The 15,361-nt window shown below is 57.9% G+C and carries 13 protein-coding genes and 1 pseudogene; 8 read left to right on the top strand and 6 right to left on the bottom strand.

Going from position 1 to position 15,361, the window contains the following annotated elements; genetic code table 11:
- Positions 1-1,070, bottom strand: a pseudogene (locus tag R6T97_RS07470) (hypothetical protein); the annotation flags it as partial.
- Positions 1,071-1,252: 182 nt separating this feature from the next.
- Here R6T97_RS07470 and R6T97_RS07465 point away from each other — a divergent pair.
- Positions 1,253-1,876 (top strand): thiamine diphosphokinase, encoded by a 624-nt coding sequence (locus tag R6T97_RS07465; protein WP_410348663.1) that lies wholly within the window; start codon positions 1,253-1,255, stop codon positions 1,874-1,876.
- Here the strand turns inward: R6T97_RS07465 and R6T97_RS07460 are convergent.
- Complete coding sequence (locus tag R6T97_RS07460) at positions 1,818-2,729, bottom strand: DMT family transporter (RefSeq protein ID WP_410348662.1); 912 nt, start codon at positions 2,727-2,729, stop codon at positions 1,818-1,820. The two genes, R6T97_RS07465 and R6T97_RS07460, sit on opposite strands and share 59 nt — an antisense overlap.
- A 113-nt stretch (positions 2,730-2,842) precedes the next feature.
- A complete protein-coding gene (locus R6T97_RS07455) occupies positions 2,843-4,216 on the bottom strand; it encodes an L-serine ammonia-lyase (protein ID WP_410348661.1) in 1,374 nt (457 codons plus the stop codon).
- A gap of 222 nt (positions 4,217-4,438) precedes the next feature.
- On the opposite strand from R6T97_RS07455, the gene rpiA reads away from it, so the two are divergent.
- From rpiA to R6T97_RS07430, 5 genes are all read left to right on the top strand, one after another.
- The gene (gene rpiA / locus R6T97_RS07450; RefSeq protein ID WP_410348660.1) at positions 4,439-5,227 is read left to right on the top strand and encodes a ribose-5-phosphate isomerase RpiA; all 789 of its coding nucleotides are present in this window, start codon (positions 4,439-4,441) and stop codon (positions 5,225-5,227) included.
- A 39-nt stretch (positions 5,228-5,266) separates the two neighbouring features.
- A complete protein-coding gene (locus R6T97_RS07445; RefSeq protein ID WP_410348659.1) occupies positions 5,267-6,703 on the top strand; it encodes an FAD-dependent oxidoreductase in 1,437 nt (478 codons plus the stop codon).
- Positions 6,704-6,781: 78 nt separating this feature from the next.
- Positions 6,782-7,927, top strand: coding sequence for an FtsH protease activity modulator HflK (gene hflK, locus R6T97_RS07440; protein WP_410348658.1), 1,146 nt, complete (start codon positions 6,782-6,784; stop codon positions 7,925-7,927).
- Positions 7,927-8,805, top strand: a complete 879-nt coding sequence (gene hflC, locus R6T97_RS07435) for a protease modulator HflC (protein ID WP_410348657.1) — start codon at positions 7,927-7,929, stop codon at positions 8,803-8,805. Before hflK ends, hflC begins: the two co-directional genes overlap by 1 nt.
- A gap of 312 nt (positions 8,806-9,117) precedes the next feature.
- Positions 9,118-10,539, top strand: a complete 1,422-nt coding sequence (locus R6T97_RS07430) for a Do family serine endopeptidase (protein ID WP_410348664.1) — start codon at positions 9,118-9,120, stop codon at positions 10,537-10,539.
- Positions 10,540-10,594: 55 nt separating this feature from the next.
- Here R6T97_RS07430 and R6T97_RS07425 read toward each other — a convergent pair whose 3' ends face one another.
- Together R6T97_RS07425 and R6T97_RS07420 are read right to left on the bottom strand one after the other, a co-directional pair.
- Positions 10,595-12,688 carry a TRAP transporter permease gene (locus R6T97_RS07425; RefSeq protein WP_410348656.1) on the bottom strand — a complete coding sequence of 698 codons (2,094 nt, stop codon included), beginning with the start codon at positions 12,686-12,688 and terminating at the stop codon, positions 10,595-10,597.
- A gap of 58 nt (positions 12,689-12,746) precedes the next feature.
- Positions 12,747-13,754, bottom strand: a complete 1,008-nt coding sequence (locus R6T97_RS07420; protein WP_410348655.1) for a TAXI family TRAP transporter solute-binding subunit — start codon at positions 13,752-13,754, stop codon at positions 12,747-12,749.
- Positions 13,755-13,939: 185 nt separating this feature from the next.
- On the opposite strand from R6T97_RS07420, the gene R6T97_RS07415 reads away from it, so the two are divergent.
- Together R6T97_RS07415 and R6T97_RS07410 are read left to right on the top strand one after the other, a co-directional pair.
- A complete protein-coding gene (locus tag R6T97_RS07415) occupies positions 13,940-14,263 on the top strand; it encodes a 2Fe-2S iron-sulfur cluster-binding protein (protein ID WP_410348654.1) in 324 nt (107 codons plus the stop codon).
- Complete coding sequence (locus R6T97_RS07410) at positions 14,260-14,958, top strand: FG-GAP repeat domain-containing protein (RefSeq protein WP_410348653.1); 699 nt, start codon at positions 14,260-14,262, stop codon at positions 14,956-14,958. The genes R6T97_RS07415 and R6T97_RS07410 overlap by 4 nt, the downstream gene beginning before the upstream one ends.
- Here the strand turns inward: R6T97_RS07410 and R6T97_RS07405 are convergent.
- The coding region (locus R6T97_RS07405) for an adenosylcobinamide-GDP ribazoletransferase (protein ID WP_410348652.1) at positions 14,955-15,361 on the bottom strand (407 nt) is incomplete at its 5' end. The genes R6T97_RS07410 and R6T97_RS07405 overlap by 4 nt on opposite strands.

The following is a 15,361-nucleotide window of genomic DNA, read 5'->3' as shown; positions in this document are numbered from 1 at the left end:
AGGGGAGGATGATCACTTCCGGCGATCTGTTCAGGCGCGTCAGCATCGGACAGCGCGGTTTGCTCATCCGCTTCCTGCTCGGCTGCAACCTCGTGATCATCGGCAAAAGTTTCAGTGCGCTGATCTTCTTCAGCCATGAAAGCCTCGAGTTCGGCATCATCCGCAAAGTCATCTTCGCTACTCTCATCCTCTGCCATATGACCATCGGCTTCAGAGGCCTTGACCTCATCTTCTGTGATGTCCCAAGTGTTTTCAGTATCGGCGGTCCCGGAAACGATGATGATCTTTTCTTCTTCGGCAGTGACTTCAACCGACGGCACACCATCATTCTCAAAGGTCGGTTCTGCCGGTGTTCCGGTGTCCGGCTCCAGATCACTGAACACGTTGATATCGTCTGCTTCCAATGCGTCGTGGCTATCAAGGTTCTCATTTACTGCAACCGGCGCCATGTCTGAAGTTTGAAGATCATGGTCGTCGTCGCGCATATCTTCGGTGGTGTCCGGTTCCTGAACAACTTGCTGCTCCGCCTGCGTTGACCGTCTTACAAGCTCGGAAAGCCGCTGCGACAGCGGGTTCGCCGCAGCTGGAACGACAGGTTCGCTCAGGTCCTCGGAAAAGTCATCGCTTGCAGAAGCGGGTTTGCGCTCGGCGGCCGCGCGCATGCGCTGCAGTTTTGCCGCGACGCTCGACAGATCGTCGGCTTTTTGGGCGTCGGAAATTTCATCGGCGATATCTTCTTCCGCGCCTGCCTGATTTTCAGGGGCTTCGGTTTCGACGACCTCTGCTTGCGCAGTTGCGGTGTCATCGGCGGTTTCCGAACGGGCCCGCAGGCTGATCTTGTTGTCTGTGTCTTCAACGTCGACGGGTTGACCTGTCTGATCCTCGGTCAATCGCGCCAAAGTCGCCAGATCGGGGGCCAGCGGGTCGGTATCCATAAAGCGGTCGTGCCCGGCCAGGTCGTGAAAGTACGATACGACAAGCTTCATGGTTTCGACGGAATCCTCGAAACCTTCAAGCCGGCACGAGAAATTACCGTATGTCACATCAAGGATTTGATTGTTTTCGTCCATGAATACACACTTTCTTTCGTTGATCAGCGGCGACCGCGCTGGACAGCCATTGGTTCTTAATTGAAAACAACAACACGTTCCATTCAGGATCATAATGTGACCCTTTTGAGGAATGTTTGTGAATAGGGGTCCAATCTTTGTCAAACAAGCCGATTGTTGAGAGTTATAAACCAGTCTGCCTCGTGGGGGGAGCCTCAATCGCAACTGATGCGATTTCTGATGTTTTTTCTCATGTGGGGGCATTTGTGGGCGTGGATGGCGGGGCAGATCACCTATTGGCTGCTGGAATCACACCGGCAGCGGTGGTCGGTGATCTGGACAGTTTGTCGGATCAGGCGCGTGCCATATTTGCAGACGCCCTGCACGAAGTAACCGAACAATCGACGACCGACTTTGAAAAAGCGCTGACACGGGTGGCGTCGCCCGTGGTGCTGGCGCTCGGATTCACCGGCGGACGTTTGGATCACACGCTCTCGGTTCTTAACGTCATGGCGCGCCATCAACAGCATGCGATCCTGTTGATCGACACATATGACGTCAGTTTTATCGCAGGGGCGGAGGGTGTCGTGCTTGAAGTGCCGCAAGGGACGCGTATTTCGATCATGCCGTTGGGACAGGTGTATGTGTCTGTTTCCGGTGTGCAGTGGAGTTTTGATAAAATGCTGATGACCCCGAACGGTTTTACCAGCCCGTCCAATATAGCTCTGGGCGGCGCGGTGACCGTTGACGCCGATGGTCCGGTTCTGATCACACTGCCGCGGGCGCTTTTGCCGTCTCTATTGCAAGCCGCCGCTCGCGTAGAATGATATAAAGGCCTGCGCCCACCGTAATGCAGATGCCAACCGCCGCGAGCCCGTTTGGCAGGTCAGAAAAAATCAGCCAGCCGATAGCGGTGCCAAACGGGATTTCCAGATACTGCATAGGGGCCAAGGTGGATGCAGGGGCGAAACGCAGGCTCCATGTCATGAAAAGATGCGCGAAGGTCCCGATCAGCCCAAGTGCCGCGAGAAGACCCCAGGTGTGGGCATCAAACCGCAGCGTCACCTCTCCGAAGGTTGTCGGCAACAACAAGAGCACAACAGCCAGCATGATCGTGGCCTGCACGCCGCTGATGGCTTGCAGTTTGATCGGATCGAGCGCCCTTGCAATCTTGCGGGTCACCATCATGAACAGGGCGAAAACCACGGCAACCCCCAACGGCAGCAGGGCCGGATAACCGACCTCGACAAAATTGGGCTGGATGACCAGAAGCGTGCCCACGAACCCGACCGCACAGGCGATCATCCGATGCAGGCCCACATGTTCGCCCATCGCAAAATAGCCCAGAAGCAACATGATAAAGGGCATGACGAACGCAATAGCCAGTGCGTCCGCCAAAGGCAGATAACGCAACGCGCTGAACATCAGACCGATCCCCAAAATGTGCAATACGGTCCGCGCCAAGGTCCAAATCAGGATGCCCGGGGGCAAGCGAAACCCTTGCCGCCCCAGCATCACAAGCGGGAGGAGAATTGCGGCCTGAACCCCGAAACGGACAAAAACCAGCACACTCAAGGCTACAACGCCGCCCAATAGCTTAGCAATGCTGTCCCCCAAGGGGGCCAGCACACAAAAAGCCAGCATCAGCATGACACCAAGGAAGGGGCGGTCGTCAGACATGCCAGCACTCTAGAGAGCGAAGTGAACGGCGACAATCCATGCGCAACGCATTGTCACCATCTTGCCCTGAAAAACCCCGCCAGAGGCTGCTGCGTTCCGTCGATCAGATGCCCCTAGCAGTTTGGCACATTGACCGCCAAACCGCCCAAGGCTGTTTCCTTGTACTTCTCACTCATGTCCATACCGGTCTGGCGCATCGTCTCAATCGCCACATCGAGCGAGACAAGATGCACCCCGTCCCCCCGCAGGGCGAGGGACGCCGCCGAGACTGCCTTGATCGCCCCCAGCCCGTTGCGTTCGATGCAAGGCACCTGCACCAGCCCTTTCACGGGGTCACAAGTCATGCCTAAATGGTGCTCAAGCGCAATTTCCGCTGCATTTTCAATCTGTTCCGGCGTGCCTCCCAGAACGGCCGCAAAGCCCGCTGCGGCCATCGCAGCGGCGCTGCCCACCTCTGCCTGACATCCACATTCGGCCCCCGAGATGGACGCATTGTACTTGATCAATCCACCTATCGCGGCGGCTGTCAGCAGGAATTCCGGTACGCGGCTGGCCATAGCCCCCGGCACATGATCAAGCCAGTACCGTATCGTGGCCGGGATCACACCTGCGGCCCCGTTGGTCGGCGCAGTCACGACTTGCCCACCGGCTGCATTTTCCTCGTTCACGGCCATCGCGTAGGTCGACATGAAATCGTTGATCGTGTGTGGCGCGGTGAGGTTCATCCCCCGTTCGGCTTGCAGCGCATCATAAATGCCTTTCGCACGTCGGCGCACGTGCAGGCCACCGGGCAGGATGCCATCAGTCTGCAAACCGCGTGTGATGCAGTTGTTCATGACCTCCCAAATCCGTGCAAGACCCTTTTCCAGATCGGCGCCGGGCATCCGCGACAGCTCGTTAGTGCGCTTCATCTCGGCGATCGTCTTGCCCGACATCGTGGCCATATCGAGCATTTCCTGCGCCGACTTGAACGGGAAAGGAACTGGTGCGCCGGTGTCGCTGTCCTTGCCTGCGGCCAATTCGGACTCGGTCAGTACAAAGCCGCCACCGATGGAGTAATAGGTCACTTGCGTGATCACATCGCCTTGGGCATCCGTGCCGCGCAGGATCATGCCGTTGGCATGGCCGGGCAGCGGGGGACCATAGTCGAAGACCAGATCGTCTTCGGGGTGGAATTTCAGCGGGCCCAGACCGTCTGGCGCAACCGTATGCTCTTGCTTGATCCGCGCCAGCTCTGCCTCGGCTTTTTCAGCGTCGTAGTTGTCGGCCCGAAACCCCGCGAGGCCCAATATCACCGCGCGGTCGGTCGCATGGCCCACACCCGTAAATGCGAGACTGCCGTGAAGCGATGCCTCTAGCCCCGTAACCCCGAAAGGCTGTGCGCGCAGATGGTCCAGAAAACGGGCCGCAGCGACCATGGGTCCGATGGTATGTGACGATGAGGGGCCAACACCCACTTTGAACATATCGAAGACGGATAAGAACATTGAAACCACTTTCCCGGCGCGGGGTTATCTTGGGTGCGCAAACTTGTGTATCCACAGTGCGCAAACACTAGTCACTCGCCCATCCACAGTCCCGCCAAATACGACATTTCTGTACCGAAAACGCGCTTGAGGGTTTGCTTGCTGCCATAACGTCAATTGGACCCTCGCACCCGGCCGCATTCTTGCCTATAACGCCGGCAACTGCATTTTGGAGTGGGTCTGATGTCCAGTGAATTGTCTCCCATCGAAAAGGCGAAATTTGTCGCCGCCAAGCAAGCGACCGAATATGTCGAATCCGGGATGAAAGTCGGCCTTGGTACCGGTTCTACGGCGGAATGGCTGGTGCAATGCCTTGGCGAGATGGTGCGCGAAGAAGGGCTCAAGATCAAAGGTGTGCCAACTTCGAAACGCACTGCCCGTCTTGCGATGAAGGTCGGTATCGACGTGATCACGCTGGATGAGGCCAAATGGCTCGATGTGACGATTGATGGTACTGATGAATACGATACCGATCTGTCCCTGATCAAAGGTGGCGGCGGCGCACACCTGCATGAAAAAGTGGTGGCGACGGCCAGTGACCGCATGATCGTGATCGCGGACGCAAGCAAAAAGGTGGATACGCTTGGTGCCTTCCCGCTGCCGGTCGAGGTTATCCCCTTCGGCCTTCCCGTAACGCAAAGCCTGATCGAAGAAACGCTGAACGGTCTTGATGTGCTGGGCCGCGAAGTCACACTGCGGATGAAAGGGGACGCCCCTTTTGTGACGGACGAGGGAAATTTCATCCTTGATTTGCATCTCAAACGGATCGGCAACCCACGCCAACTCGGTCTTGTGATCAATCAGATCCCCGGGGTCGTTGAAAATGGCCTTTTCATCGACATTTGCGATGTGGTCATCGTGGGACACGGCGATGGCCGTGTGACGACCCGCGACATTACCAACAACACGACGAACGTTGTCCGATTTGACGTGCTGGACGATGACAACATCTTTTCCGACATCGCAGACTGATCTGCGATTTCCTCAATATGACTATACCGGAGCTTGCGCATGACTTTTGACTACGACCTTTTCGTCATTGGGGGTGGCTCCGGCGGGGTGCGTGCGGCGCGCGTTGCATCGGCAACGGGTGCCAAGGTTGCGCTGGCCGAAGAATACCGCATGGGCGGTACCTGCGTGATCCGGGGCTGCGTTCCCAAAAAGCTTATGGTTTTCGCGTCAGGTTACTCAGAGATGTTCGACGATGCGCGCGCCTACGGCTGGGACGTGCAGGAAGGCCCCTTTGACTGGTCCAAATTCAGCACGAAGCTGAACACTGAACTCGACCGCCTTGAAGGGGTTTACCGCAAGATGCTTGGCGGCTCCGACGTAGAGATCGTCGACGCGCGGGCCAAAGTGAAAGACCCCCACACGATCACACTGTCCACGGGCAAGGATGTGACGGCCAAGCATATTCTTGTGGCAACGGGTGGCCGCCCTGTCATCCCCGAGATGCCCGGAGCAGAACTGGGCATCACCTCCAACGACATTTTCAATCTGGAACAGATGCCCAAGTCGATGCTGATCATCGGCGGCGGTTACATCGCATCGGAGTTTGCAGGTATCCTCAATGGTCTTGGCGTCGCAGTAACGCAGTTCTATCGCGGCGCGCAGATTTTGCGCGGCTTCGATGGCGAGGCCCGTGGCCTTGTCGCCGAAGGGATGCGCGCAAAGGGTGTCGATCTGCATCTTGGCACCAACATCGTGGAAATGCGGGCTGCAACCGCTGAAGATCTGGCAGGCGTGCACGAGGATGTGCCAATGGACGGCGGCAAGCCTGTGACCCTGCCGCATGGCGCGGCAGGCCACGGCATCTGGGTCAAAGCGACCAATGGCACCGAAAAAGTCTATGATCAGGTCATGTTCGCGACAGGCCGCGCCCCGAACACCGACGACATGGGGCTGGAGGACGCCGGCGTTAAAGTGGGGCGCCGGGGCGAGATTGTCGTCGATGAATACAGCCAGACATCCGTGCCGTCGATCTATGCGATCGGTGATGTGACCAATCGCGTCCAGTTGACGCCGGTGGCGATCCGCGAAGGCATGGCTTTTGTCGAACCGGTGTTCAAAGGCAATCCGACGGCGGTCGACCACGACTTGATCCCCTCTGCGGTCTTTACGCAGCCCGAACTGGGCACCGTGGGCCTGACCGAAGAAGAAGCCCGCGAGATTGAACCGGTAGAAATTTATTGCACCTCGTTCAAACCGATGAACCATTCTTTTGCCGGGCGCGATGACCGTGTCTTGATGAAACTTGTCGTGAGCAAGGAAACGCGCAAGGTTCTGGGTTGTCATATCGTCGCAGATCATGCAGGCGAAATGATCCAGTTGGCCGGTATTGCAGTCAAGATGGGTGCAACAAAAGAAGATTTCGACAGGACTGTTGCGGTTCACCCCACGATGGCCGAAGAACTGGTAACCATGAAGGAACCGGTGCGCACCGCTTGATTTCGACAAATCAAGGCACACATGGGATGACAAGGCCCGCGAAAGCAGGGCATCGCTGAAAGGAAGCATAGGAAGACAATGGCAGGAAATAACGGTGGCCCTTGGGGCGGCGGTGGAAGCAACGGTTCGGGCGGTGGAAACGATGACAACCGCGGCGGCGGTGGTCGGAAACCAAATAATGACGGGCCGAACATTCCCGAGATTGACGAACTGGTCAACAAAGGTCGCGAACAACTACGCGTTCTGATGGGCGGCGGCGGCGGTGGTGCTGGCGGGTCTTCCGGCGGTGGCGGTGGTGGTCCACAACTGACACGCGGCACCGTCGGTATCGGTATTCTCGTGGCGATCGGCCTTTGGCTTTTCGCTTCATTCTACACGGTGCGCCCCGAAGAAAAATCGGTCGAGCTGTTTCTGGGTGACTTTCTGGCAGTCGGTGAACCCGGTCTGAACTTTGCGCCTTGGCCGATTGTGACCCGCGAAATTGTCACAGTCACAACAGAGCGTAACATCGATATCGGTGTGAGCCGCACCGGTTCGGAAGCAGGCCTGATGCTGACCGGCGACGAAAATATCGTGGATATTGATTTTCAGGTCGTCTGGAACATCATCAACCCCGAAGATTATCTGTTCAATCTTGCTGATCCGCCGCAAACGATCGCAGCGGTGTCCGAATCTGCAATGCGCGAGATTATCTCGCAATCCCAACTGGCACCGATCCTCAACCGTGACCGTGGTGCGATTGCGGACCGCCTGCGCGACATGATCCAGGAAACGTTGAACAGCTACGAATCCGGCATTGCGGTCGTTCGCGTGAACTTTGACAAGGCCGACCCGCCAGAGCCTGTGATCGCGTCCTTCCGATCTGTTCAGGATGCCGAGCAGGAACGTGACCGCGTGCAAAACGTGGCTGATGCCTATGCCAATCAGGTCATTGCCGAAGCCCGTGGTCAGTCTGCACAAATTCTTGAAGAGGCCGAAGGTTACCGCGCCCGCGTGGTCAACGAAGCTATGGGTCAAGCGAGCCGTTTCAGTGCTGTTCTGGCGGAATATGAAAAGGCGCCTGATGTGACCCGCAAGCGTCTTTATCTGGAGACCATGGAAAATGTGCTTGGTGGCATCGAGATCATCATTCTGGATGAAGGCGACGGCGGGGGACAGGGCGTTGTGCCTTACCTGCCACTCAATGAGCTGCGCCGTACACCTACAACCGGAGGATCCAACTAATGCGTAAGTCAGCATTTCTTTTGCCCGCAGTCGCGGTCGTTGTGATCGCTGCGTTGTCTTCGGTCTTTGTCGTTGACGAACGCGAAAAGGCGCTGGTTCTCCAGTTTGGCCAGATCGTGAAGGTCAAGGAAGAACCGGGCCTTAGCTTCAAGATCCCGCTTATCCAAGAGGTTGTGCGCTATGACGACCGCATCCTGAGCCGCGATCTTGACCCGCTGGAAGTAACACCAGCCGATGACCGCCGTCTTGTGGTCGATGCCTTCGCCCGCTACCGCATCGCGGATGTGGAACAGTTCCGCCGTGCTGTCGGTACAGGTGGCGAGCAGGCTGCGGCCCTTCGTCTGGATAGCATCCTGCGGGCCGAAACCCGTGAGGTTTTGGGTTCGGTGACATCCAACGACATTCTGTCGGTGGACCGTGCCGCCCTGATGTTGCGGATTCGCAATCAGGCCATCGCACAGGCGCTTCCTTTGGGCCTGCAGGTACTTGACGTGCGCCTGAAGCGGACCGACCTGCCGTCGGAAAACCTCAACGCGACATACGAGCGGATGAAAGCCGAACGTGACCGTGAAGCGGCAGACGAACGCGCCCGTGGTAACGAGGCAGCACAGCGCATTCGTGCGCAGGCTGATCGTACCGTGATCGAGCTTGTCTCTGACGCAGAGCGCGAAAGCCAGATCATTCAGGGTGAGGCCGACGCCACACGCAGTGAAATCTTTGCGAATGCGTTCGGCGCAGACCCGGAGTTCTTTGAGTTCTATCGGTCGATGACGGCTTATGAGCGGTCGCTCACACCGGGCAACTCCACGATGGTTCTGTCGCCTGACAACGAGTTCTTCAACTACTTGAAGTCCGATCAGGGGCGCCCAGCCGAATAAGGGGCCTACTATGAACTGACGAAAGGGCCAGCCATTGCGCTGGCCCTTTTGCTTTGTCGGGCAGCGACTTACGGGACAGTTTTTTGCGCTAAGACGCGCTGATGTGAATTATTTCAAATCAGACACGTCAATTCACACCCGGTTGAGCGATCAGTAGTGAAGTTTGCGTTGCACAATCTGCGCCCTATATAGAACATCAAAGAGTGAAAGGGGCAGCTATGAGCCTCGATGTCCAACACAGAGGAGATTTGCCCCGTGAAATCCAAGGCAATCGCAATTCAACAAGACCATCAAAGGGCACGCCGCCTTGTCATGGCATTCGTGACCACACTGGCCGTCGCCTTCGCAATGGTGCTGGCGCAGGTGACATTGGCCAATGCGCAACAACGCCCTGAAACATTCGCCGATCTCGCAGAACAGATCAGCCCTTCGGTCGTGAACATCACGACAAGCACGACGGTTGCGGGCCGGACCGGTCCACAGGGTATGGTGCCTGAAGGGTCCCCTTTTGAAGATTTCTTCAACGATCTTGACCGCGGTCCCGGTGATGGCATGCGCCGGTCCTCCGCGCTGGGCTCGGGATTTGTCATCTCAGAGGACGGTTTCATCGTCACCAACAACCACGTGATTGAAGGGGCCGACGAGATTCTGGTCGAGTTTTTCCCCGGGGGCGCGCCGGGCGTCCCTGCTGAATTGATCGGCACGGATCCGAACACGGATATCGCGGTCCTCAAGGTCGATCTTGATAACCTGCCTTATGTGGAATTTGGCGACAGCAACGCCGAAGGCGCCCGCGTCGGTGACTGGGTCATGGCGATGGGCAACCCGCTGGGTCAGGGTTTTTCGGTGTCTGCCGGTATCGTATCTGCGCGCAACCGTGCACTTTCGGGGACCTATGACGACTACATCCAGACCGATGCGGCCATCAACCGTGGTAATTCCGGCGGGCCGCTGTTCAACATGGACGGTGAAGTGGTTGGCGTGAATACCGCGATCCTGTCACCGAACGGTGGCTCTATCGGGATCGGTTTTGCCATGTCGTCGGCGGTCGTCACGAATGTGGTGGATCAACTGATCGAGTTCGGCGAAACCCGCCGCGGTTGGTTGGGTGTCCGCATTCAGGATGTCACGCCTGATATGGTTGACGCGATCGAAGGTCTTGATCTGGCCCGTGGCGCGTTGGTCACAGACGTGCCCGCTGGCCCTGCCGAAAACGCAGGTATGCTGGCCGGTGATGTGATCCTCAACTTCGACGGGATCGAGATCGAGGACACGCGCGAACTGGTGCGGATCGTTGGTAACTCCCCTGTCGGCAAAGAGGTCCCTGTCGCGGTGCTGCGCAATGGCGATATGGAAGACCTGACCGTTGTTCTGGGGCGTCGCGAGACATCGGAAGCCGTCGCTTTCCCGGCCTCTACAGAGCCATCGGAGCCAGAGCAGTCTGAAATCCTTGGTCTGACCCTGTCCGAGATTACACCGGAACTCACGGATCAGTTTTCGCTGACCGTCGAATCGGGTCTTGTGATTACCGGTATCGATCCTGCGTCAGAGGCTGCATCCAAGGGCTTGCTTGAAGGCGATGTGATCACCGAAGCCGGGCAGCAATCGGTTGCGACAGTTTCCGACCTCGAAGACCGCATCGAAGCGGCAACCGAAGCGGGACGCAAATCACTCTTGCTGCTGGTCCGTCGCGGCGGTGATCCCCGCTTTGTGGCACTTGTTCTGGAGGAGTAATCCACTCTGCCAAACCAAGAATGGCGGTCCCATGCGGGGCCGCCTTTTTTGTTGCTCAGGCGGCAACCACCTTTGCCTGCCGTGAATTCAGGGCCAGCAGAACGATGACTATCGTCGCAGCAATCAGGTGCAGCCAAAGCGGTGCAGGCCATATACAGGCAGCACCCGCGACACCGGCCACGATACGGAGCACAGGATTGAGTGGTGCTTCCATACAGCCTTGCAAGGCACCTGCGAGCCCGTAGATCCCCACGACACCGAAGGCAAAGATGACCAGCATGACGCCCCAGTCTCCTGACAGGAACGGGGTGTAGGCCATCATCAGCGGCACGATATACAGCCCCTTGGCCAGCTTCCAACTGGCGAAACCCGTGGCCATCGCGGGGGCCTTGGCAATAGCCGCAGCAGTAAAGGCCGCAAGCGCGACAGGGGGGGTCACATTGCTGTCCTGACTGAGCCAGAAGATGATCATATGCGCCGACAGGATCGCGGCGACGGCTACCTCTTGCGGGACGACGATATCCCGCAAGGGCGCTGCAACCTCCAAGGGTAGCGCGCGGATAATGGCCGTTGCTTGCTCGGTTGTCAGGGGACCGGACAGAACCGACGGGTCCGGCAGGCCGAACATCAGCACCGCATTGGCCGCGTCCGGCAAGGTGCCGCTGGCCAGCGCCTCGATCACGAACCGGTCCGAGATCATGCCGGCAAGGGCAGGGGCCGACAGAGTCGCCAGTACAATATAGGCCGCTGTCACCGGCAAGCCCATGCCCAGCACAAGGCTTGCGATGGCGACCATGACGATGGCGATCAGCAGGTTGCCACCGGCCCAGTCAGAGATCATCAGGCTAAACGTGTTTCCGATGCCCGCGGTGGCGATCACGTTCACCACCAGCCCCACCGCGCAAAGCAGTACGGCGGTCATGATCATTCCCTTGGTGCCCATGACCAGCGCCTCGAACACCGCACGCGGGCCCATCGGGTTCTGGGTCAGCCAGCTTGCGGCAATGACCGTGATTATCCCGAAAACAGCGGCATAAGCCGGGGTGAAGCCGGACACTAAAAGCGCGATCAAAAGACCAATCGGGATTATGAAACTTGCGCCACCTTTCTTGAAGGCACTCCAGATCGTTTCCCCGTCCTCGTTACTCATCGGTTCGAGGCCCAAGCGGCGCGCCTCTATCCGCACGAAAAAGACAACAGAGAGGAAATAGAGCAGGGCGGGCAGGGCCGCGACAGCAACGATGGTTTCGTACGGGATTTGCGTGAAGCTTGCCATTACAAAGGCACCGGCACCCATGATCGGCGGCATCAACTGACCGCCGGTAGAAGACGCGGCCTCCACCCCGCCTGCAAACTTGGGCGGAAACCCCGCCTTTTTCATCAGTGGAATGGTGATCACCCCGGTCGATGCCGTGTTCGCCACGGCAGAGCCAGAGATCGTGCCCGTCAAACCAGAGGCGATGACTGCGACAATCCCCGGCCCACCGACCAGCCGTCCTGCAATCGCGCGCGCGATATTGATGACAAAGTCGCCAGCACCCGAGCGCAATAGAAATGCACCGAAAATGATGAACAGGAAAACAAAGGTCGATGATATCCGTGCAATCGTGCCGAACATCGCATCGTCGCCAAAAATGGAGCGGAAGGCGATGGATTCCCAACTGAGGCCGGGAAAGGAAAACACGCCACCAATCAACTGGCCCCACCAGCCCACATAAGAGATCGCGATGATGATCAGGCAGGGGATCACCCATCCTGTCAGGCGGCGGGTCAATTCAATCGCGCCGACGATGCAGATTACCGCAGCGACCCAGTCAAGGGCCGAGAATTTCACGCCACGGTCATAGATGCCTTGCTCGGCGAAGGGCATATAGATCGCGGCGACGGCGACCAGCACGCCCAGCGTCAGATCAAAGGCCAGCATCGGCTTGCTGCGTGTCCGGCCTCTGACCAACGGGTGCAGCACGGCGGCCAAGAAGGCAAAACCGGCAAAGTGATAGGCGTTGCGCTGGAATTCCGAAATGATCGGATCAAAGGCAACATAGATGTGCCCGACCGCGATCAGAAAACACAAAATTGAAAGGGCGGCATTGGTCAGCCCGGTAAAGTCACGCTGCAATGCGACCTCGGCAGGGGTTTCATCAGACATATTAGTCCCCTTGGATGCAAAACGGCCCGCACCTTTTGTGGCGCGGGCCGTGGTCGTCTTAGTTTGCGATCAGACGCGCGGGAATTTCAATCCCTTGTTCCTGATAAAACCGTGCCGCGCCGGGGTGCAGTGGCACTGGCAGGCCAGCGATTGCTGCTTCCAGCGACATGGCCTTTGTGGCCGGATGGATCGCTTGCAGGAATGGCAGGTTTTCATAGATTGTTTTGGTGATCTGATAGACATTTTCCTCTGGCAGATCGGCATGTGTGGCCAGGAAATTCGGCTGTGCGATGGTGTTGATATCCTCGATCTGGCCCGGATAGGTGCCTGCGGGGATCAGGTACGGGGTCCAGAGTTCACGCCCGGCGTCTGCGGCCGCAAGTTCCTCTGCGGTCCAGTTCAGCATCTTGACACCATCACCCGCCGAAGCCATCAGTTGGCTGATCGCACCTGTGGGAACACCCGCCGGTGTGCTGATAGCCTTCACCTGACCGTTCTGAAGTGCCTCTGCCGATGGGCCGTAGCCACCATAAACCAGTTCGTAGTCTTCATTGATGTCCACGCCGAGCCCCGCCATCAGCGCTCCGTTAGAGCCGATGGTGCCGGAGTTCTGCGCACCAAGCGCAACGGCCTCACCAGTCAGCGCCACCATATCTGTCATCGTGCCGGTATTGACGGCATCGGATGCGATCACGAATTGCTCTACGTTCTGCCACAGCATGGTGACCGAGCGCAGGTGCTCTTGTGGTTCGCTGACAGGGCCGGTGCCGGTTGCCGCGTAATAGCCAAAGAGGCCCTGCAAAATGCCGAATTGTGCCTCGCCTTCGCGGATCAGCCGCACGTTTTCGCCGGAACCGGCCGAGCTGATCGCGGACATGCCGATAGACTGGCTTGGCTCGAGCTTGACCTTCACCAGCGTCGAAAGTGCGACGCCAACCGGATAGTAGGTGCCGCCGGTGGATGCGGTCGCAAGGATATAGCTTGCCTCTTCCGCGTCTTGTGCTTGTGCAACGGGCGCTGCGACTGCAATGCTTGCCGCGAGAACGGCTTTGGATAAATAGTTCATAAATCTCTCCCTGGTTTTTGGGTCTCCCCGACCCAGTATGATTCAAAAGGTAGACATTCAGACGCCAGAGTCCACAGGGCACAACTCTGTTAGCGCCCGACTTCGTTGCATTTGGGGGTGGCGAGCGCGAAAAACGTGCACTACTTAATGCCTTGATCTGCAATTCTTCAAAAGGACCGATACTAATGGCCAAGATTACCTACGTCGAACATGGCGGCAAAGAACATGTTGTTGATGTCGCCAACGGGCTGACCGTGATGGAAGGCGCGCGCGACAACGGAATCCCCGGGATCGAGGCCGATTGCGGCGGGGCCTGTGCCTGCTCGACCTGTCACGTGTATGTCGATGACGCATGGGTTGAAAAACTGCCAGCCAAGGATGCAATGGAAGACGACATGCTTGATTTTGCGTTTGAGCCTGATCCCAAGAAATCCCGCCTGACCTGTCAGTTGAAAGTCACCGACGCACTGGACGGCCTGCGCGTACAGATGCCGGAAAAACAGATTTGATCCGCACTTTGGCATTGGTGGCTGTCATGGCTACCTCTGCCTGCGCAGAGACGATTGTGTCGGCAGAATACGCGGCGCCGACAGATCGCTATGCCCATGGCATTATGGGCGACGCGATTGAGTGGGGGGCGTTGGAGATCACCACGCAAACCGGCATCCGCCGCGTTACCCTTGCGCAGGACCGTGTGTTCGAAGACGTGGCCCCCCGTCTTGCCGATGTTGACGGCGATGGTGCGCCAGAAGTGATTGTGGTTGAAACCCTTGCCAGTGAAGGTGCGCAACTGGCCATTTACGACGAGACCGGCAAGATCGCTGCGACACCGCATATTGGCCGCACGAACCGCTGGCTTGCGCCGGTCGGAATCGCAGACCTTGATGGCGACGGTGCAATCGAGATTGCATATATCGACCGTCCCCATCTGGCCAAGACTTTGCGGGTTTGGCGCTTTTTGGACGGCGTACTTTTTCCTGTGGCAGACTTATCCGGTCTGACCAACCACCGCATTGGCGAGGCTGATATCGGTGGCGGTATCCGCGATTGCGGGCAGGGGCCCGAGATGATTACCGCCAGCGCCGACTGGTCCAAGATCATGGCGACGACCCTTTCGGACGGACAATTGCAGACCCGCACTATTGGCACCCATATAGACCGTGGTTCCTTTGCAACGGCCTTGGCCTGCGATCCGCTGCCTTAGGTTGCGGTGACCACGATGGCGATCAGCACCGCCATTTCGGTCACCTGCTGGGTTGCACCCAGAATATCGCCGGTCTGCCCGCCAATCTTTGCGCGGGCAATCAGTGCGCAGATCGCGGTCACGATTGCTGCTACCAAAATCGTCCACGGATAACCGCAGAGCAGGGCAAGGCCGCCGGCAATCAGAACCGCCAACCAAACTGTCCCTTGCGCGGGACGACCCACGCTCCGGCTTAGTCCACCGTCACGGGCATTGGGCAGAATAGCCATCAAAACCACCATACTTGCGCGGCTCACCGCACCTGCGGTGATGAAGGCGACCCAGTAAGCGCCCATCGACACGATTGCGACAAGCGCCAGCCAGCGGATCAGGAATGACAACGCAATCGCACAGACGCCGTAAA

The organism is Yoonia sp. (genome assembly GCF_046498525.1).
Taxonomy (GTDB): domain Bacteria; phylum Pseudomonadota; class Alphaproteobacteria; order Rhodobacterales; family Rhodobacteraceae; genus Yoonia.
This window is presented reverse-complemented; position numbering and strand designations above follow the sequence as displayed.